The organism is Sphingomonas sp. 8AM (genome assembly GCF_902506455.1).
Lineage (GTDB): Bacteria > Pseudomonadota > Alphaproteobacteria > Sphingomonadales > Sphingomonadaceae > Sphingomonas.
Genome location: NZ_LR733844.1, coordinates 2635365 through 2654325, shown reverse-complemented (window position 1 = coordinate 2654325; position 18961 = coordinate 2635365). Strand labels below are relative to the sequence as shown.

General features: G+C 67.4%; 23 protein-coding genes. 16 read left to right on the top strand and 7 right to left on the bottom strand.

Annotated features, from left to right (window positions below; translation table 11 throughout):
• The first annotated feature begins 81 nt into the window (after window positions 1-81).
• The 4 genes from BACI71_RS12555 (at window position 82) to BACI71_RS12540 (ending at window position 3454) form a co-directional block, all read left to right on the top strand.
• Window positions 82-588, top strand: a complete 507-nt coding sequence (locus BACI71_RS12555) for a MucR family transcriptional regulator (protein WP_159759108.1) — start codon at window positions 82-84, stop codon at window positions 586-588.
• 29 nt (window positions 589-617) lie between these two features.
• On the top strand, window positions 618-1475 hold the full coding sequence (locus tag BACI71_RS12550; RefSeq protein WP_236552975.1) for an oxygenase MpaB family protein: 858 nt from the start codon (window positions 618-620) through the stop codon (window positions 1473-1475).
• Between the two features lie 45 nt (window positions 1476-1520).
• Window positions 1521-1952 (top strand): CoA-binding protein, encoded by a 432-nt coding sequence (locus BACI71_RS12545; RefSeq protein WP_159759106.1) that lies wholly within the window; start codon window positions 1521-1523, stop codon window positions 1950-1952.
• A 110-nt stretch (window positions 1953-2062) separates the two neighbouring features.
• Window positions 2063-3454 (top strand): amino acid permease, encoded by a 1392-nt coding sequence (locus BACI71_RS12540; protein WP_159759104.1) that lies wholly within the window; start codon window positions 2063-2065, stop codon window positions 3452-3454.
• A 91-nt stretch (window positions 3455-3545) separates the two neighbouring features.
• On the opposite strand, the gene BACI71_RS12535 is transcribed toward BACI71_RS12540, so the two are convergent.
• Both BACI71_RS12535 and acnA read right to left on the bottom strand, forming a co-directional pair.
• Entirely contained in the window at window positions 3546-3845 is a 300-nt protein-coding gene (locus BACI71_RS12535; RefSeq protein ID WP_159759102.1) for a zinc ribbon domain-containing protein YjdM, read from the bottom strand.
• A 71-nt stretch (window positions 3846-3916) separates the two neighbouring features.
• Entirely contained in the window at window positions 3917-6604 is a 2688-nt protein-coding gene (acnA, locus tag BACI71_RS12530; protein WP_159759100.1) for an aconitate hydratase AcnA, read from the bottom strand.
• 500 nt (window positions 6605-7104) lie between these two features.
• On the opposite strand from acnA, the gene BACI71_RS12525 reads away from it, so the two are divergent.
• Together BACI71_RS12525 and BACI71_RS12520 are read left to right on the top strand one after the other, a co-directional pair.
• Window positions 7105-7620 carry a hypothetical protein gene (locus BACI71_RS12525; RefSeq protein ID WP_159759098.1) on the top strand — a complete coding sequence of 172 codons (516 nt, stop codon included), beginning with the start codon at window positions 7105-7107 and terminating at the stop codon, window positions 7618-7620.
• 161 nt (window positions 7621-7781) lie between these two features.
• Window positions 7782-8300: a hypothetical protein gene (locus tag BACI71_RS12520; RefSeq protein WP_159759096.1), complete on the top strand. Its 519-nt coding sequence runs from the start codon at window positions 7782-7784 to the stop codon at window positions 8298-8300.
• Window positions 8301-8427: 127 nt separating this feature from the next.
• Here BACI71_RS12520 and BACI71_RS12515 read toward each other — a convergent pair whose 3' ends face one another.
• Window positions 8428-9549: a M14 family metallopeptidase gene (locus BACI71_RS12515; RefSeq protein ID WP_159759094.1), complete on the bottom strand. Its 1122-nt coding sequence runs from the start codon at window positions 9547-9549 to the stop codon at window positions 8428-8430.
• Window positions 9546-10148 carry a DUF4136 domain-containing protein gene (locus BACI71_RS12510; protein ID WP_159759092.1) on the bottom strand — a complete coding sequence of 201 codons (603 nt, stop codon included), beginning with the start codon at window positions 10146-10148 and terminating at the stop codon, window positions 9546-9548. Before BACI71_RS12510 ends, BACI71_RS12515 begins: the two co-directional genes overlap by 4 nt.
• Before the next feature lie 142 nt (window positions 10149-10290).
• On the opposite strand from BACI71_RS12510, the gene ykgO reads away from it, so the two are divergent.
• The 3 genes from ykgO to BACI71_RS12495 all read left to right on the top strand — a co-directional run bounded on the left by ykgO (window position 10291) and on the right by BACI71_RS12495 (window position 11474).
• Complete coding sequence (ykgO, locus tag BACI71_RS12505) at window positions 10291-10416, top strand: type B 50S ribosomal protein L36 (protein ID WP_003046794.1); 126 nt, start codon at window positions 10291-10293, stop codon at window positions 10414-10416.
• 8 nt (window positions 10417-10424) lie between these two features.
• The gene (locus BACI71_RS12500) at window positions 10425-11036 is read left to right on the top strand and encodes an HAD family hydrolase (protein ID WP_159759090.1); all 612 of its coding nucleotides are present in this window, start codon (window positions 10425-10427) and stop codon (window positions 11034-11036) included.
• Window positions 11037-11099: 63 nt separating this feature from the next.
• Entirely contained in the window at window positions 11100-11474 is a 375-nt protein-coding gene (locus tag BACI71_RS12495) for a DUF4440 domain-containing protein (RefSeq protein ID WP_159759088.1), read from the top strand.
• 41 nt (window positions 11475-11515) lie between these two features.
• Here the strand turns inward: BACI71_RS12495 and BACI71_RS12490 are convergent, their stop codons facing one another.
• Both BACI71_RS12490 and pyk read right to left on the bottom strand, forming a co-directional pair.
• A complete protein-coding gene (locus BACI71_RS12490) occupies window positions 11516-11851 on the bottom strand; it encodes a hypothetical protein (RefSeq protein WP_159759086.1) in 336 nt (111 codons plus the stop codon).
• An 88-nt stretch (window positions 11852-11939) separates the two neighbouring features.
• Complete coding sequence (pyk, locus tag BACI71_RS12485; protein ID WP_159759084.1) at window positions 11940-13418, bottom strand: pyruvate kinase; 1479 nt, start codon at window positions 13416-13418, stop codon at window positions 11940-11942.
• A 66-nt stretch (window positions 13419-13484) separates the two neighbouring features.
• Here pyk and BACI71_RS12480 point away from each other — a divergent pair, with 66 nt between their 5' ends.
• From BACI71_RS12480 to BACI71_RS12470, 3 genes are all read left to right on the top strand, one after another.
• Window positions 13485-13775 (top strand): DUF1244 domain-containing protein, encoded by a 291-nt coding sequence (locus tag BACI71_RS12480; RefSeq protein WP_159759082.1) that lies wholly within the window; start codon window positions 13485-13487, stop codon window positions 13773-13775.
• A gap of 159 nt (window positions 13776-13934) precedes the next feature.
• The gene (locus tag BACI71_RS12475; protein ID WP_056636650.1) at window positions 13935-14201 is read left to right on the top strand and encodes a DUF2312 domain-containing protein; all 267 of its coding nucleotides are present in this window, start codon (window positions 13935-13937) and stop codon (window positions 14199-14201) included.
• 146 nt (window positions 14202-14347) lie between these two features.
• Complete coding sequence (locus BACI71_RS12470; RefSeq protein WP_159759080.1) at window positions 14348-14827, top strand: PilZ domain-containing protein; 480 nt, start codon at window positions 14348-14350, stop codon at window positions 14825-14827.
• 216 nt (window positions 14828-15043) lie between these two features.
• On the opposite strand, the gene BACI71_RS12465 is transcribed toward BACI71_RS12470, so the two are convergent.
• Window positions 15044-16504 carry an ATP-binding protein gene (locus BACI71_RS12465; RefSeq protein ID WP_159759078.1) on the bottom strand — a complete coding sequence of 487 codons (1461 nt, stop codon included), beginning with the start codon at window positions 16502-16504 and terminating at the stop codon, window positions 15044-15046.
• A 97-nt stretch (window positions 16505-16601) separates the two neighbouring features.
• Here BACI71_RS12465 and BACI71_RS12460 point away from each other — a divergent pair, with 97 nt between their 5' ends.
• Genes BACI71_RS12460 through ruvC form a run of 4 tightly spaced genes read left to right on the top strand, consistent with a single transcriptional unit; the run spans window position 16602 to window position 18865 of the window.
• The gene (locus tag BACI71_RS12460) at window positions 16602-17144 is read left to right on the top strand and encodes a DUF1003 domain-containing protein (protein ID WP_159759076.1); all 543 of its coding nucleotides are present in this window, start codon (window positions 16602-16604) and stop codon (window positions 17142-17144) included.
• Window positions 17145-17173: 29 nt separating this feature from the next.
• Window positions 17174-17917, top strand: a complete 744-nt coding sequence (locus BACI71_RS12455; protein ID WP_159759074.1) for a YebC/PmpR family DNA-binding transcriptional regulator — start codon at window positions 17174-17176, stop codon at window positions 17915-17917.
• Window positions 17918-17960: 43 nt separating this feature from the next.
• The gene (locus BACI71_RS12450) at window positions 17961-18362 is read left to right on the top strand and encodes an endonuclease domain-containing protein (RefSeq protein WP_159759072.1); all 402 of its coding nucleotides are present in this window, start codon (window positions 17961-17963) and stop codon (window positions 18360-18362) included.
• Window positions 18359-18865: a crossover junction endodeoxyribonuclease RuvC gene (gene ruvC / locus BACI71_RS12445; RefSeq protein ID WP_028967736.1), complete on the top strand. Its 507-nt coding sequence runs from the start codon at window positions 18359-18361 to the stop codon at window positions 18863-18865. Before BACI71_RS12450 ends, ruvC begins: the two co-directional genes overlap by 4 nt.
• Window positions 18866-18961 lie beyond the last annotated feature (96 nt).

Sequence of the window (18961 nt, the reverse complement as noted above, 5' to 3'; positions counted from 1 at the left end):
TACGTTGATTTCATTTAAGCGGCGCGTTGACCTGCCGCTAAACGCTGTCTAGGGCGTGGCGTGTAAATAAGGGAGCCCCCCATGTCCGAAGATACCATCACCGCCAACGCTGTTGAGCTTGCCACCGAACTGACCATCGCCTGGCTTGCCAATCCCAACACCCGCGCCTCGGGTGAGGATGTCCCGGCATTTCTGCGCACGATGCATGATGCGGTGACGAACCTGTCGTCGTCGACTGCGCCATCGGCCCCGGAAGAGCCCGCCGCTGAATATACGCCCGCTGTTTCGGTGCGGAAGTCGCTCGCGTCGAAGGATCATCTGATTTCGCTGATCGACGGCAAGCCGTACAAGACGCTGCGCCGCCATCTGGCGGGCCATGGTCTTACCCCGGACGACTATCGCCAGCGTTACGGTCTCAAGCCCGACTATCCGATGGTCGCCGAAAGCTATTCGGAGGCGCGTCGCGACATGGCCAAGAAGATCGGTCTCGGCCGCAAGCCCGGCGCGCGCCGCAGCGAGGCTGCGCCGGCTGCGGAGCCGACGACCGGTGGCCGTGGCCGCCGCAAGGCTGCACAGGCGGAGGGCTGATCCCCTCCACCGCACGGGGCGGCACGCCGATGTCGATCGTCGATCCGATGATCGTACCGGCGGTCGACCGCGCCCGTGCATCGCTCGCGCAAGCGCTGCGCGAGATGGTGGGCAGCGGCGAGCTGGAGCTCGCCCGCCCGCCCGGTGATCGCGGACTGATCGCCGATACCTCGCCCGCGTGGCAGGTGCATGGCGACTTTGCCGCGATGATGATCGGCGGCATCTCCGCCCTGCTGTTGCAGATGCTGCACCCCGGTGCACTGGCGGGGGTGTGGGATCACAGCGACTTCCGGAACGATCGGCTCGGCCGCTTGCGGCGCACCGCGCAGTTCATCGCCGTCACCACTTACGGACCGACCGATCTGGCCGAGCGCACGATCGCGCACGTTCGCACGATTCACGACCGGATCCACGGGCAATTGCCGGACGGCACGCGCTATGACGCCAACGATCCGGCGCTGCTGACCTGGGTACACGTCGCCGAAACCGACAGCTTCCTGCGTGGCTATTTGCGCTATCGCGATGCGTCCTTGTCGCTCGACGATCAGGATCAATACATCGCCGATGTTGCCATCGTAGCGGAGCGGCTGGGCGCGCGTGACGTGCCGCGGTCGCGGGCCGACGTCGCCGCTTACTATCGCACCGTCCGACCGCAATTGCGCGGCGATCATCGCGTCCGCGAAGTCGCCGATGCGCTACTCGCGCCTGGCCCCGACCGCGCGCAGGCCGCGGGGCTGGCGGTGGCGGCGGCAGCGGCGCTCGACCTGCTCCCCGACTGGGCAGCGGCGCTCCACAATCGTCGTCCATCGCCGCTCGCGCGGCCCGCGATCCGCGCCGGAGCGGACGGGATGAGCCGTGTGCTCCGCTGGGCATTGCGCGCGCCCTGAACCCTTCGGCATGATGGCTCGTTCTTCGACAAAGGAGCCGGGACGATGCCGCTGACCACCGATGCCGAGATCAGGACGTTGCTCGAGGAGGTGCGCACAATCGCGCTGGTCGGCGCGTCCGACCGACCGATCCGGCCCTCCAACGGGGTGATGGCGACGTTGCAGGGGCATGGCTATCGCGTGATCCCGGTCAATCCGCAGATCACCGGCGCCCATGTGCACGGCGAGTTCGTTTTCCGCGATCTCGACCAGCTTGGCGACCCGATCGACATGGTCGACATCTTCCGGCGCTCCTCCGAAGCGGGCGCGGTGGTCGATCAAGCGATTGCGATTGGCGCCAAGGCGGTGTGGCTGCAACTCGGCGTCATCGACGAGGCCGCCGCTGCGCGGGCGGAGGCGGCGGGGTTGAAGGTCGTCATGGATCGCTGTCCGGCGATCGAAATCCCGCGTCTGGGGGTGGGGCCGGTCCGCGGCTGATCACAACGGCCTCATCCGGGTAACGACCCGCACGCCCCGGCATGTGACAGAGCCTCCCCAATGATCGTCGCGGCTGTTACATCCGCGGGGACACCAGAAAAGGGGAGTGCATGTCCAGTCTGTTCCGGCGCAAGCCGATCGCGGTCGATCATGGCGACGGGCACGTCCTCGCCCGGACCCTTTCGTGGCCGCATCTCGTCGCTTTGGGTGTGGGCGCGATCGTCGGGACCGGAATCCTGACGCTGATCGGCGTCGGTGCGGATCGCGCCGGGCCGGCGGTAATGCTTAGCTTCGCGATCGCGGGGGCGATCTGCGCCTGCGCGGCGCTCGCCTATGCCGAGATGTCGACGATGATCCCGGCCTCGGGCAGCGCCTATACGTATAGCTATGTCGTGCTGGGTGAGGTGATCGCCTGGGTGATCGGCTGGTCGCTTATCCTCGAATACTCGCTTGTTGTTTCGACAGTGGCGGTCGGCTGGTCGGGCTATGCCTCGGCGCTGCTGACCCCGCTCGGCTTTCCGGTCGCGCTGACCAGCGGGCCGGAACTGGGCGGCATCGTCAACATGCCGGCGGTCTTCATCATCGCGGTCGTCGCCGGACTTCTGTGCTTCGGCACCAAGGAGAGCGCGACGCTCAATGCCGTGCTGGTCGCGGTGAAGCTCGTCGCGCTGACGGTGTTCGTCATCGTCGCGCTCCCGCATTTCGACGCCGCCAACCTCCACCCGTTCATGCCGCACGGCTTCGCCGCCTCCGTCGATCCGGACGGCAAGGAGCGTGGAGTCATGGCAGCCGCCGCGATCATCTTCTTCGCTTTCTACGGCTTCGACGCGATCTCGACCGCCGCAGAAGAGACGAAGAACCCGGGGCGAGACCTGTCGATCGGGATCATCGGGTCAATGTTCGGGTGCATCATCATCTATGTCGGCGTCGCGGTCGCGGCGGTCGGCGCGCTCAGCTACACGCGCTTCGCGGGCTCGCCCGAGCCGCTGGCGCTGATCCTGCGCGATATCGGCCGGCCCGGGTTCGCGACCTTCCTCGCCGCCAGCGCGGTGATCGCGTTGCCGACCGTATTGCTGGGGTTCCTCTTCGGGCAGAGCCGGATCTTCTTCGTGATGGCGCGCGACGGGCTGCTTCCGGCAGGGCTCGCCAAGGTGTCGCGGCGCGGCGCGCCGGTGCGGATCACGCTGATGACCGCGGCGCTGGTCGCGGTGATCGCGGGGGTGATGCCGATCGACGCGATCGCGGCGCTCGCCAATGCCGGGACGCTGGCGGCGTTCGTCGCGGTGTGCGTGTGCATGATGGTGATGCGTCGCCGCGCGCCGGACGCCGAGCGGACCTTCCGCGCGCCGCTGGCGCCGGTGGTCGGGACGCTGGGCGTGCTGGGGTGCGTGTATCTGTTCTTCAGTCTGCCGCTGAAGACGCAGGAATATTTCCTGCTGTGGAACGTCGCCGGGCTGGGGCTTTACTTCGTCTATGGGCGAAAGCGCGCGGCGGTGGCGTGAGGGACTGTCATTGCGAGCGTAGCGAAGCAATCCAGGGCCAGATCAGGACGCTCTGGATTGCTTCGCTGCGCTCGCAATGACGGTGGTGGGGTCACCGCTTCTTCACGAACTCCGCGCGCAAGACCAAGCCCTTGATCCCGTCGAAGCGGCAGTCGATTTCCTGCGGGTCGCCGGTCAGCCGGATCGACTTGATCGCGGTGCCGCGCTTGAGCGTCTGGCTGGTGCCCTTGACCTTCAAGTCCTTGATGAGTGTCACCGCATCACCGTCCGCCAGCAGGTTGCCAACCGAGTCGCGGACCTCCATCCCGTCGGACGCCGGCGTCGCGGCGCTGACCTCACCCGCGGGCACCCATTCACCCGTCGCCTCGTCGTAGACGTATTCCTCGCTCAATCTCGTTACCCCCAAAGAAGAAAGGGAGGACCAGCGGCCCTCCCTCCCCGAAATCACCTGATCGTCGTCGCTTAGGCAGCGAGGTTCCGCAGCACGTACTGCAGGATGCCGCCGTTCAGGAAATATTCCAGCTCGTTGACGGTATCGATCCGGCAACGCGTCTGGAACTGCTCGGTCGACCCATCCTGGCGCTTCAGCGTGACGGTCACGTCCTGACGCGGACGGAGGTCGGCGACGTGGTGGATGGTGAAGGTCTCGTCGCCGGTCAGCTTGAGCGTTTCACGGGTCACGCCGTCGGCGAACTGGAGCGGCAACACGCCCATGCCGACGAGGTTCGAACGGTGGATGCGCTCGAAGCTTTCGGTGATAACTGCGCGCACGCCCAACAGGTTAGTGCCCTTCGCCGCCCAGTCGCGCGACGAGCCGGTGCCATATTCCTTGCCGGCGATGATGACGAGCGGGGTGCCGTCAGCCTTGTGACGCATCGCGGCGTCGTAGATCGGCATCACCTGACCGTCGTAGCGGCTCATGCCGCCCTCAACCCCCGGCACCATCTCGTTTTTAATACGGATGTTGGCGAAGGTGCCGCGCATCATGACCTCGTGATGGCCACGGCGCGCGCCATAGCTGTTGAAGTCGGCGCGGCTGACCTGATGCTCCTGCAACCACGACCCCGCCGGGCTGTCGGCCTTGATGCTGCCGGCCGGCGAAATGTGGTCGGTGGTGATCGAATCGCCGAGGATCGCCAAGGGCATGGCCTCGATGATGTCGGTCACTGGCGCCGGGGTCATGCCCATGCCCTCGAAATAGGGCGGGTTGGCGACATAGGTCGAGCCGGCGCGCCACGCATAGGTGTCCGAGCCGGTCACGTCGATCGCCTGCCACTTGCTGTCGCCGGCATAGACGTTGCCGTAGCGGGCGCGGAACATACCGTCGTCGATGTTGGCGGCCATGAGGTCGGAGACCTCCTGGTTGGTCGGCCAGATGTCGCGCAAGTACACATCCGCGCCGTCCGTGCCCTGACCGATCGGCGTCTCGTTCATGTCGGTCGTCACGGTGCCCTTCAGCGCGAAGGCGACGACCAGCGGCGGCGAGGCGAGGAAGTTCGCGCGCACGTCGGGCGACACGCGACCCTCGAAGTTGCGGTTGCCCGACAGCACCGAGGCGGCGACGAGATCGTTCTCGTTGATCGCCTTGCTGATCGGCGCGGCGAGCGGCCCCGAATTGCCGATGCAGGTGGTGCAGCCATAGCCGACGAGGTTGAAGCCGATCGCGTCGAGATCCGCCGACAGCCCGGCCTTGTCGAGATAGTCGGTGACGACCTGCGACCCCGGCGCGAGCGAGGTCTTCACCCACGGCTTCGGCTTGAGCCCGAGCGCATTCGCCTTGCGCGCGACCAGACCGGCGGCGACCAGCACCGACGGGTTCGAGGTGTTGGTGCAGCTGGTGATCGCGGCGATCACGACGTCGCCGTCGCCGATGTCATGCCCGCGCTCGTCGACCGCGACGCGCGCCGGCTTTTCCTTGTGGTACAGCTTGAACAGGTCGCCGTTGAACACCTCGTCGACGGTGTCGAGGCTGACCTTGTCCTGTGGGCGCTTCGGGCCGGCGAGCGACGGCACGACCGTGCCCATGTCCAGCTCCAGCGTATCGGTGAACACGGGATCGGGCGCGTCGGCGTAGCGCCACATGCCCTGCGCCTTGGCATAGGCCTCGGTCAGCGCGACGACCTCGTCGGGGCGGCCGGTGAGGCGCATGTAATCGAGCGTCTTGTCGTCGACCGGGAAGAAGCCGCAGGTCGCGCCATATTCGGGCGCCATGTTGGCGATCGTCGCGCGATCGGCGAGCGTCATCTGATCGAGGCCCGGGCCGTAGAATTCGACGAAGCGGCCGACCACGCCCTTGGCGCGCAGCATCTGCGTGACGGTGAGCACGAGATCGGTGGCGGTGATGCCTTCACGCAGCGCGCCGGTCAGCTTGAAGCCGACGACCTCGGGGATCAGCATCGAGACCGGCTGGCCGAGCATCGCCGCCTCGGCCTCGATCCCGCCGACGCCCCAGCCGAGCACGCCGAGACCGTTGATCATCGTCGTGTGGCTGTCGGTGCCGACCAAGGTATCCGGATAGGCGATCGTCGCGCCACGCTTGGCGTGATCGCCGGTCTCCTCGGACGACCAGACCGCATGGCCGATATATTCGAGGTTCACCTGGTGGCAGATGCCGGTGCCCGGCGGCACGACCTTGAAATTGTCGAGCGCCTTGCTGCCCCACTTCAGGAACTCGTAGCGCTCCGCATTGCGGGCATATTCGAGATCGACGTTATCCTCGAACGCCTTGGGCGTGCCGAATTCGTCGACCATCACCGAGTGATCGATGACGAGATGGACGGGGACCTGCGGATTGATCTTGGCCGCGTCACCGCCCAGCTTGGTGATCGCGTCGCGCATCGCGGCGAGATCGACCACGCACGGCACGCCGGTGAAGTCCTGCATCAGCACGCGCGCGGGGCGATACTGGATCTCGCGGTCCGAACGACGCTCCTGCTGCCAGTCGACGATCGCCTTCACATCGGCCTCGGTGACGGTGACGCCGTCCTCGAAGCGCAGCATGTTCTCGAGCAGCACCTTCATCGAGAAGGGCAGGCGGCTGATGTCGCCGAACTTTTCCTCGGCGGTCTTCAGCGAGAAATAGTCGTAGGACTTGCCCCCGGCCTGCAGCGTCTGGCGGGCGTTGAGCGTATCCTGGCCGATGGCCGTCATGGGCAAAGTCCTTTCTTCAAGGGCCGTCGAGCGGCAGCGCGCGAGCAGGCGCGTGCAGGCGCAGCGACGGGAGCGAAAATCTCGGTCGCCGCGGGCGATAGCAGCGGTGCCGCATGTGCGAAAGGGGGCGAGCGGCAACGGGTGTAAGCGATTGTGGCTGCGTGGCCCGAGCGGTTATCCACGCGGGCGGGGATGCGGGCTTGCGGCCTTCCGGCTCCATCGACAGACCTGCGTGTCCGGATCCCCGCCTGCGCGACCTCGGCGCAACTGCGGGGCCATGCCCTTTGTAAGTCGTACCCGGCGGAGGCCGGGGTCCAGTTGGGAGGCTGTTTCAGTTAGTTACAAGCCTCCCCCACCTGGGCCCCGGCCTTCGCCGGGGTACAAGAAGGAGACTTTCGCAGAGGTCTCGCCGGCGCGGGAATGACGAAGGAGGTCGTGAACCTCGCGCGCGCCGGGCGGTTGGAACGGGCGAACGCCTGCTGACGCGAAAGGACAGGGTGATGCCGCGCAAGCTGAAGGTCTTTCGCACTCCCGCAGGCTTTCACGACGCCTATGTCGCGGCACCGAGTCGCAAGGCGGCGCTGGCGGCATGGGGCGCGACGGCCGACCTGTTCGCGCGTGGCGCGGCGGAGGAGGTGACCGACCCGGCGCTGATGGAAGCTCCGCTCGCCGCGCCGGGTGAGGTGGTGAAGCGGTCGCGGGGGACCGCGGAGGAGCAGCTTGCCGCCGCGCCCGCACCGCGGCGGGCGGGCACCCCTACGGTGCCGAAGAAGACCACCGCCAAGCCCGCGCCCCGGCCGAGCCGCACGGCGCTGGATGACGCGGAGGCGGCGCTCGACGCAGCGGCCGCCGCCGCAGAAACGGAGCGCAAGGCGCTGGCGCAACGCCGCGCGGCGCTGGAGCGCGAGGAAAAGACCGTCGACCGGCGCTGGCGCGCGGAGCGGCGCGCGCTGGAGGACGCGCGCGATGCGGCGCGCGAGCGATATGATGCGGCGCTGGCCAAGTGGCGGGGGTGAGGGGGGACGGCGGTGGTGGCGCGGGAGCGTGTCTCGTGCCATGCTCCGGGCATCTGCCTCCCCGGTCGCCCCGGATCAAGTCCGGGGCGACGGTATGAGTCGGGCTGTCCTACATGCAGGGCGTTGCGGTATTTTCTCCATTGGCAGCATGGGGGATCGGCATGAGCGACGACGGTGAGGCAGCGTTCCGGCATCGGCATGACGGGTGGACGCCGCTGCGGCAGACGACCTTTCTGCGGGCATTGCGCGAGACGGGGTGCGTGCGCTCGGCCTGTGATCGGGTCGGGCTGAGTTCAACCTCCGCCTATCGCGTCAAACGCCGCATTCCCGAATTCGGCGCGGCATGGGATGCGGCGCTCGCCTATCGCTTGCCCGCGCTGGAGCGCGCCGCCTATGCGCGGGCGGTCGAGGGGTGGCTGGAGCCGATCGTCTACAAGGGCGAGGTGGTGGCGCATCGCCGGCGCTATTCGGATGCGATGCTGCGGCTGTTGTTGCAGCGCGAGGATGCGCGTCCGATGCCGGCCATGGTGAAGGCGAGCGGCGGGCGGCTGGTGACCTCGGCGCGGGCGCGGGCCGAGGCGGAGCTGCTGAAGCGGCTGGCCGCGATGGCCAAGCGGCATCGGGCGCACGGCGAGGGCGAGTCGGGTAGAGCGGGGCAGGAGGCGTCCGCAGAGCAATGAACGGCGGGGCTGAGGCGCGCCGTCGCGGGGGGGGGTGACCCTTGCGCATACACGGAACCGGCCCAAGCTCGTCATTGCTTCGATACGCTCGCAATGACGACGCCGGTTCGACTTGACGTGGTCGCGCTTAAAGCGTGCCGATCATCTCCGTCAGCACCTCGAGGCACGCGACGCCGAGTGCGCGCGACCGCTCAGCGCTCCAGCCGAACGCCGGGTCGGGGTTGGCGTCGTGATCCTTGAACGGCATTTCCAGCGTCACCGACACCGCGCCGAACCGCTCGGCGAGCTGATTGGTCGACATCGACAGATTAGCGTTGCCGGGCGCGGACTTCTCATAGCCGAGCTGGGTCTGGAAATCGGGGGTGTGCGCCGCCAGCCGCCGGCCGAATTCGGTGAAGCTGTCGCCGCGCGCGTTGTTCCACGACGGGATGCCCTCGAACCCGGCGATGAAATTGGCGGCGATCGCCTCGTCGCCGTGGACGTCCATCGCGAAGGTGACGCCGGTCGCGTCCATCTCGCGCAGGACGCACAGCACTTCGGGGCTGCGCTCGGCGGTCGGCGCGTGCCACTCGCGGTTGAGGTTCACGCCCGCTGCATTGGTGCGCAGATGCCCGCGGCGCGTGCCGTCGGGGTTCATGTTGGGGACGACATGGACGGTCGCCGCGCGGAGCAGCGGCGCGGCGGCGGGGCTGGTCAGCCAGTCGAGCGCGCCGTCCATCCACCATTCGGTCATCGATTCGCCGGGATGCTGGCGGGCGTAGAGCCACACCTGCTTCGCGCCGGTGCCGAGGCGCAAATAGTCCATCGCCTGCCCGTCGAGCGTCTCGCCAAGCTGGCGGTGCGTCACGCCCGCGCGCGCCGCGATCCGCGCGACCAGCCGGGCGTGCATCTCCATCGTATAGGGCGCGAAATAGGCGAACCACGCCAGATCGGTTTGCCCCGTCCAGTCGAAGCTGAGCACGCCGCCGTCGTAGCGTGTGTCGATCATCCGCCACTGGTCGAGATCGGTCGAGGCGCGTGCCTTGTAGCCCGGCCAGCCGAACGGATAGGCCGAGTCCCCGGCGTTGAGAATGCGGAAGGCGACGCGCTTGCCGCGCAGCCCGGCGGCGCGGAAATAGAACCATTGGAAGAAGTCGGACTGGTGATCGCGGACGATCTCCAGATCGCAGCGCCAGTCGTCGCCCGCGCCCTCGATGCCGACGCCCTTGATGTTGCCGCCGTCGAAGGCGGCATTGATATTCAGCGTCATTTTACCTCGACCGTCCGTCCCGAATCACCGGGGAAATTCTTGAAGAGCGCGCCGGCGAGTCGCGAGGCGACCGAGGCAGCATCGGCGTCGGGCGCGCTGGTGTCGGTCAGCGATTGCGCCTGACCCTCCCAGATCGCGTCGGCACCGTGGCGGATACGGACCGCCAGTTCGGTGACCAGCCCGAGCCGCCCGCCCGTATCGCCGCCGACGGGCAAGCTCACGCCGCCGCCGAGCCCGGTGCCGCCGCGCCAGCCGCCCGAATAGCCGCCGCCGCCGATGCCGATCTGGATCGGCGAGCGCTTCGGCGGCAGCCCGCGTTCGGCGCGGGTGAAGCCGACCGTGGCGATGAACTCGGGCTTGGTGCCCGGCGCCGCGCTGGTGAAGCCGTTGCGGAGCAGCTCGGCCTCGACCGCGGCGGCATAGGTCTTGTATTCGAGGCTGGCGGAGGAGGGGCCGGGCAGCGGCTCGACCGCGATCGTCCCGCGCTCCGCCACCGCATCATAATGGAAACGCGTCGCCTGAACCGGGAAATGTTGCGGCCCGGTGGTGCAGGCGGCCAGCGGTGCCAGCGAAAGAGCCAGAAGAATCGCGCGACGCATGACACACCCTCGATAAGATCGTTGCGACATAACAACGCACGCTTGCGGTGCAAGCTCCGGGCATCGCAAGCGCCCGCTCGGTTGACTTTCACGGCCGTGCTCTCTAGGCGGCGCGCTTCCCAGTTTTCGAAGAAGCGCAGCCATGAAGATCCGCAACAGCCTGAAGTCGCTCAAGGACCGTCATCGCGACAATCGCGTGATCCGCCGTCGCGGCCGGACCTATGTCATCAACAAGACGAATCGCCGGTTCAAGGCCCGCCAGGGCTGATTTCCGGCGTGCAGCCGACGTCGGTCATCTTCGACGTCGGGCACGTCCTGTACGACTGGAACCCGCGGGTTCTGTACGAGCGTCTGTTCGACGACGAACAGGCGCTCGACGTGTTCCTGAACGAGGTCGCCACGCGCGAGTGGCATTTCCAGCACGACGCCGGTCGTCCGTTCGCGGAGACCAGCGCGGAGCTTGGCGCGCGTTTTCCGGAACATGCCGCGATGATCGCGTTGTGGGGGCCGCGCTTCGGCGAGCAGATCCCGGGGCCGATCCCCGGCATGATCGCGATCGTCGAGGAGCTGGACGCGGCGGGCGTGCCGCTGTTCGCGATCACCAACTTCAGCCACGAATTCTTTCCGCCGTTCCGCGCGCGCGAGGCGGCGGTGTTCGATCGCTTCCGCGACATCGTCGTGTCGGGTGACGAGCGGCTGGTGAAGCCCGATGCGGCGATCTACCGGCTCGCGCTCGACCGATTCGGGCTGGCGGCGGGCGAGGCGTTTTTCATCGACGACAATGCCGCCAATATCGCTGGCGCACAGGCGCTGGGCATCCACGCACATCTGTTCACCGACGCCGCGACGCTGCGCCCGGCGCTGGTCGAGGCCGGGCTGTTGCGCTGAGGCGCAGCGGAACGTTCGGACCCACCGCGGCTTTCAGGTTCCGACACCAGATCGGAGAGTGCCATGGAAGACCAGCGCGTGTGGGCGTTCGAGGAAAGCCTGTGGACCGGGGATGCCGATCACTATCGTGAGTCGATCGACGAATCGGCGCTGATGGTCGTGCCGCAGCCGCCGTATGTCCTTGAAAGCCAGGCCGCTGTCGACGCCGTGTCGCAGACGCCGCGCTGGGAGCGCGTTACCATCAAGGACGGGCGGATCGTCCGGCCGCAGGAAGGCCTGATCGTGATCGCCTATGGTGTCGAGGCGACCAAGGGCGACGAACGCTATGTGGCGCACTGCACCTCGACCTACCGCCGGCTGGAGCATGAGGTCTGGAAAGTGGTCCAGCACCAGCAAACCCCGCCGCTGACTGCCGAGCCGCGCGCGGTCAGCACATAACAACCTCGGGACGGGCGGCCGGTGGTCGCTCGTCCGTGTGGTCAGCCAACGGCGGCGGTTACCGGCGTCCGTCCGTCGACATGATATAATTGCGCTTCAAGTTCGGCGATATAGGCGCCGAGCGTGCGGAGCGAGAGCGGGTCGGTGACCGCATCGTGGGCGCGGCGCGCCGCCGCGAGATCGAGCCGAAGTTGTTTGTTGCGTATCACCCGCTTCATGCTCGTCGTCGCCGTCCATCCACCCACCCTGGAGCGGCGCAGATGACCGATCGAGGGGCGGACGGCTTGTACAAACTTGCCGGCGACGTTGTCGAGATTTGCAATTGCGGGTCGTTTGCGGCGAAGCGTGACCCGATGCGACGAGCCGTTCGCGGCCAACGGGTTAATGCCCGATATACCCCGGCCGCGCCCAAGCGGCGTGCGGGACCTGTCGCGCCGTTTCCGGCGCGACAGGTGCAGCCTCACGTCACTGCGCGTCGGGTGAGCGATAGTCCTTCAGCTCGTCGCCGACGATCTGCACGACGTGCAGCACGTTGGTCGAGCCCGGCGTGCGGAACGGCACGCCCGCCATCACGATCACGCGGTCGCCGGCCTTGGCGATCCCCTGGCGCAGCGCGATGCGCTTGGCCTTGGCCACCATCTCCTCGAACGACTCGACGTCACGCGTGTTGACGTTGTGCGTGCCCCAGAGCAGCCCGAGCCGCCGTGCGGTGTCGGTGCTGGGGGTCAGCACGAGGATCGGCACCGACGGACGCTCGCGCGCGATGCGGCGCGCGGTCGACCCGGACATCGTGAAGCAGATGATCGCCGAGGCCGAAACGGTATCGGCGATGTTCTTCGCCGCCTCGGCCAGCGCGTCGGCGGTGGTCGGGTCGGGGCGCATCACTGTGAAGTGGATGCGGTCGCCGTGCATCGGATCGCGCTCCACCGCGTCGCCGATCGCGTTCATCATCGCGACCGATTCGACCGGCCACTGGCCCGCGGCGCTTTCCGCCGAGAGCATGATCGCGTCCGCGCCGTCGTAGATCGCGGTGGCGACGTCCGACACTTCGGCGCGGGTCGGCGACGGGCTCTGGATCATCGATTCCAGCATCTGCGTCGCGACGACGACCGGACGACCCATCCGGCGCGCGGTTTCGACGATCCGCTTCTGGAGCGGCGGCACCGACTGCGGCGGCAGCTCGACGCCGAGATCGCCACGCGCGACCATCACGCCGTCGCACGCCTCGACGATCTCCTCCAGCCGCTCGATCGCGGCCGGCTTCTCGATCTTGGCGAGCAACGCCGCCTTGCCGCCGATCAGCTTGCGCGCTTCCCACAGATCCTCGGGACGCTGCACGAACGACAGCGCGATCCAGTCGACCCCCTGCTCGATCGCAAAGGCGAGGTCGGAACGGTCCTTCTCGGTCATCGCCGCCATCGGGATCACGACGTCGGGGACGTTGAGCCCCTTGTTGTCGGACAGCGCGCCGCCGACCTCCACCGTGGTGACGATGCGATCGGCGTCATGCTCAGAAACGCGCAGCACCAGCTTGCCGTCGTCGAGCAGCAGGCGCGCGCCCGGCTCGATCGCGGCGAAAATCTCCTTGTGCGGCAGTCGCACGCGCGTCGCGTCGCCCGGCGTCGGATCATGGTCGAGCACGAACGTGCTGCCATGTTCCAGCGTGACGCGCCCGCCGTCGAACTTGCCGACGCGCAGCTTCGGCCCCTGAAGATCGGCGAGGATCGTCGTCGGGCGCTTGAAGCGCTCTTCCATCGAGCGGATCGCCTGGATGACCGCGATCTTCGATTGCTGGTCGCCGTGGCTCATGTTGACGCGGAACGCGTCAGCGCCCGCCTGGAAGAGGGTGGTGATCATCTCCAGCGTGTTGCTGGCCGGGCCGAGCGTCGCGAGTACGCGGACCTTGCGCGAACGCGGAGCGATGTGATTCGGGTTCAGGGTCATGCGCCTTCCTGCTTTGCCGGCATGGCCTTAGCGAGTAACGCCGCAGGATCAAATGACGGAGACAACATGGATCGGCTCGATACCCTCGACGACGCCGTAGCGGCCGCGGCTTTCCGGAGGCTGGTCAGGCATTTGCGCCACCGCACCGATGCCCAGAACGTCGACCTGATGGGGCTGGCGGGCTTTTGCCGCAACTGCCTGTCGGACTGGGTCGGCGAGGCCGGCGGGCTTGGAAAGGACGATGCGCGCGAGGCGATCTACGGCATGCCCTACGCGCAGTGGAAGGCGGAGCATCAGGCCGACGCGAGCCCCGAACAGCTCGCGCGGATGGCCGAAAGCGTCAAGAAGAACGCGTAACCGGACGGCGGACCGGCGAAGCGTCGGCGTCGCCCTTGAGCATCGGCGCGTGCGGGCGTAGACGCGCCGCCGCACCCCATCGGGGTATCCACCACGCCGTCCCCGCCCGCGCGATTCGCGTCGGCGTCGCGGGCGGCGTCATTGTTTTCGGGGAATATCATGGCGGAAGAGCGTGGCGAAGGCATGGGCGGCGGTTCGGTGGCAGCCGATGAACTGCGGCTGTTGATCGAGCGTGCCGAGCGACTCGAAGAAGAGAAGAAGGGCATCGCCGACGACATCAAAGACGTGATGGCCGAGGCGAAGAGCCGCGGTTACGATGCCAAGGCGATCCGCAAAATCCTGCAGATCCGCAAGAAGAAGCGCGAGGAGTATCAAGAAGAACAGTCGATCCTGGAAGTCTATATGCAGGCGCTCGGTATGCTCTAGATCATTGACGGCGATCATTGCCATCGCTGTTAAGAGTATCTTCGCTTCCCGTCCGTATACGGTTGCGTGATCGACGGTGCGGGGGATGACGACGGGTGCTAGCGGCCTTACAGACCGGTCTCCGGCCACGGGAGGAGCGGATTACCGTGCTCATCCCGTCGCGGATGCGGCTGGACGCAAGCTGGCACGATATCGTGATCCACAATGTCTCCTCGCGCGGTCTGATGGCGGGCTGCGATCAGCCGCCGGCCATCGGCAGCTACGTCGAGATCCGTCGCGGTACGCTGGTCATCGTCGGGCGGGTGCAGTGGAACAAGGGGCGGTTCTTCGGCCTGCGCTCTCAGGACCGGCTGTCGGTCAAGGCGCTGATCGACGAGCCGCGGCTCGCCAGCCGCCCGGTGCGCACCGATACGAGTGTCGAGAACGACCGCCGCGCCGAACGCCGGCTGGCGCATGAGGCGCAAATGGCGCGCAAGGTGGAACGGTCGCGCAGCTTCGCGTCGATGTTCCAGTTTCTCGTGCTGGTGGCGGTCGGTGTGACGATGGCGGGGATCGCCGCGCATACCGTGTTCACGATGCTGTCCGCGCCCGCCGCGCAGATCGAGGATGCGTTGAAGGTTCGGTGAGGGCGCGGCGCGCGTGTCGAACGGCGACGATGGAACGACCGCTTTCCTCCGGCGGCCCTGGATTGCTTCGCTACGCTCGCAATGACGGATGGTGTTTGCCTCCCGTCATCCCGGACTTGATCCGGGATCCCGCTTCCTATTTCTGTTGAGAGAAAGCGGGGCCCCGGATCAAGTCCGGAATGACGGCGGATCGGCAGGGCAACAGGGAGCGAGGCGCTACGCCGCTTCCGCCGGCGCCGTCGTCCAGCCCAGATGCGGGATCGTGATCGACCGCTTGCCGCCCATGTCAGTGCGCGTCACGAACAGGTCGCGGCCCTCGATATACCCGATCAGCCGCTTGACCCGCCCGATCGAGCTGGTGCCATAGGTATTCGCGATCGCGATGTCGGACGGGCAGGGCGCGCCGTCCCGCGCCGCCTTGGCGACGAGCAGGAACGCGCCGAGCATGTCGTCCGGCAGCCCGCCGGCCAGCGCGAGCACGCTTGCCCATTCCGCGGCATGCGGATCGAAGATGCCGGCGCGCGCGCACGACAGCCGACGGCTGAACGCCGGCAGATCGAGCGCCGGTTTGGCGATCCCCGCCATCCGGCAGCGCACCTGGAAATCCTGATAGAGCACCGCCGCGGGACGGCCGCTGCTTTCCTCGTCGGTCACGATCGCGCGCAGCACCTCGGCATAGACCGCCTCGACCTCTTCCTCGTTGCGGTCGGGCAGCGACGGGGCGGGGGTGGAGGGCGCCGGCGCCTCGATGTCGGACAGCAGTTCGTCGGCGGGCACGCGGCGCGGGCGCGGATCGAAGGTCATCGGCAGCGTCGGCGCGGCATCGGGCGTGACGTCCAGCAGGCTCTGCAGATCGACCGAATCGGCCTGCGGCAGCGGGACCAGCTTCGGGCTGCCGCTGCGCGCCTGCGTCTCGACCGTGCCGATCCGCACGGTGATCGGGCGCCGCGACACCGCCGGCCCCAGCGCCATGAAGGTGCCGCGCGCCAGATCGCGAATCGATTCGGCCTGCCGCCGCTCCATGCCGAGCAGATCGGCGGCGCGCGCCATGTCGATGTCGAGAAAGGTGCGCCCCATCAGGAAGTTGCTCGCCTCGGCGGCGACGTTCTTGGCGAGCTTCGCCAGCCGCTGCGTCGCGATCACGCCCGCGAGGCCACGCTTGCGCCCGCGGCACATCAGATTGGTCATCGCCGACAGCGAGGCGCGGCGCACCTCTTCGGCGACCTCGCCGCCGGTGGTCGGCGCGAACAATTGCGCCTCGTCGACCACCACGAGCGCGGGGTACCAATGTTCGCGCGGCGCATCGAACAGCGCATTGAGGAAGCCAGCGGCGCAGCGCATCTGGCCCTCCGCCTCCAGCCCCTCGAGGCTGAGCACCACGCTGGCGCGATGCTCGCGGAGCCGGGCGGCGATCCGTGCCAGCTCGCGCTCGGCATAATCCGCGCCCTCGATCACGACATGGCCGTAGCGCTCGGACAGAGTGACGAAATCGCCCTCGGGATCGATCACCACCTGTTGCACCTGCCCGGCGCTCTTCTCGAGCAAGCGGCGCAGCAGGTGCGACTTGCCGGACCCGGAATTGCCCTGGACGAGCAATCGGGTGGCGAGCAATTCTTCGAGGTCCATGGTCACGGGCGCGCCGCGCTCGTCGCTGCCCATGTCTACGCTGACGGTCATGATCGCGCCCCGTTTGGCCGATCATGCCCCGGTTGAGCAAGCGCTTTGCGCACCCGCGGCGCGCGGCTACGGCGACGCCTCACGAAAGGGAATACATATGGCGCACCGTCCACCGATCGCCGATCTCGCGCTGCGCATCATCGGCAAGCCGCGCCACTCGCTGGATGCCGAGGAACGCCGCGTCCTCGACAGTATCGATGCCGGGACCTTGGTCAGCCGCGACGCCGCCGACGAGGCCGATCTGCGCGCCAGCTTCGGCGACCGGCTGGCCGACAGGGTCGCGGCGGTCGGCGGGTCGTGGGGGTTCATCATCGCCTTCGCGGTGGTGCTGATCGGCTGGATGCTGCTCAACACCGACGTGTTGAAATATTTCGGGATGCAGTTCGATCCCTATCCGTACATCTTCCTGAACCTGATGCTGTCGACGCTCGCCGCGGTGCAGGCGCCGGTGATCATGATGAGCCAGAACCGGCAGGCGTCGAAGGACCGGCTCGCCGCGAGCCTCGATTACGAGACCAATCTGCGTGCCGAGCTGGAGATCCTGCGGCTCCACGAAAAGATCGACGGGCTGGTGATCGAGCGGCTGGCCGCGCTGGAGGCCAAGATAGACGGCTTGGCGAATGGTGCTCCGCGCGCGTAAAGGCACGGGATTATCCGTCAGAGGCGATCATGGCAGGCCATTCCAAGTTCAAGAACATCATGCACCGCAAGGGCGCGCAGGATAAGAAGCGCTCCGGCATGTTTTCCAAGCTCAGCCGCGAAATCACCGTCGCGGCGAAGATGGGGCTGCCCGATCCCGACATGAACCCGCGGCTGCGCGCCGCGATCAACGCCGCCAAGGCGCAGTCGATGCCCAAGGACAATATCCAGCGCGCGATCGACAAGGCGAGCAAGGGCGATACCGAGAATTACGAGGAAATCCGCTACGAAGGCTTCGGGCCCGGGGGCGTGAGCCTGATCATCGAGGCGCTGTCCGACAATCGCAACCGTACCGCCACCAACGTGCGCACCGCGGTGTCGAAGAACGGCGGCAATCTGGGCGCGAGCGGTTCGGTGAGCCACGGCTTCGACCGGATGGGGCTCATCAACTATCCGGCGAGCGCGGGCGATGCCGAGAAGGTGTTCGAGGCGGCGCTGGAGGCCGGGGCCGAGGACGTGACCTCCTCCGAGGAAGGGCATGAGATCTGGACCGAGCAGGGCTCGTTGCATGAGGTCGCCAAGGCGCTGGAGCCGGTGCTGGGCGAGGCCGAAGGCGCGAAGCTGGCGTGGCGTCCGCAGACGATGGTCGAGGTCACCGAGGTGGATGCGGCGACGCTGTTCAAGCTGATCGACGCGCTTGACGACGATGACGACGTGCAGACGGTGTGGGGGAATTACGAGGTGTCCGACGAGGTGATGGCGAAGCTGGCTTAGTTCTTAAGCCCCTCCCCTTCAGGGGAGGGGTTGGGGTGGGGGAATGACGAGCGAGAAGGAGCTGCTGGCCCGCGCCGCGGAGATGCGCCGTAATCCCACCGAATGGGAGAAACGGCTGTGGCGTGAACTGTCGGGCACCAAGCTCAGTTACAAGTTTCGACGCCAGCACGTCATCGCGCCTTACATCGCCGACTTCTTCTGCCCGGCGAAGGGGCTGATCGTGGAGGTCGATGGCGACACGCACGATCCCGTCAAAGACGCCGAGCGTGACCGATTTACCGGCAACAAAGGCTTCCACACCCTGCGCTTCTCGAACCTCGACATCCGCGACACCATGGAAGGTGTCCTCCTCACGATCGTAGCCGCTCTCCAAGGCAGACCGGATCGGTGGTCCGGCCTGCCCCACCCCAACCCCTCCCCCGAGGGGGAGGGGCTTAAGGCATGATCATCCTCGGTCTCGATCCCGGTCTCGGCACCACCGGTTGGGGGGTGATCCGCGCGGAGGGGAACCGGCTGAGCCATGTCGGCAACGGGCAGATCCGCACCGATCCGTCGATGCCGCTGCCGCGCCGGCTGGCGAACCTCTACGCCGCGCTGATCGACGTCATCCGCGCCGAGCGGCCCGACGAGGCGGCGGTCGAGGAGGTGCTGGGCAACACCAACGCGCAATCGACGCTCAAGCTGGGGCAGGCGCGGGGCGTCGTGTTGCTGGCGGCGAGCGGCGCGGGGCTGACGATCGGGGAGTATCATCCCTCGACGGTCAAGAAGGCGGTAGTCGGCACCGGCGGGGCGGAGAAGCGGCAGATTCAGGCGATGATGGCGGTGCTGCTGCCCGGCGCGAAGCTGGCCGGACCGGATGCCGCCGACGCGCTGGCGGTCGCGATCTGCCATGCGCACCATGTCGCGAGCGCGCAGGGGATGATGCGGCGGGCGCGGGCGGGGGCTTAGCGGCGCCGATCCGTCATTCCAGGCGCGCAGGTTGGTCGATGGAAGCGAAGCGTCAGAGGTTCTGGATTCCCGCCTGCGCGGGAATGACGGCGTTGG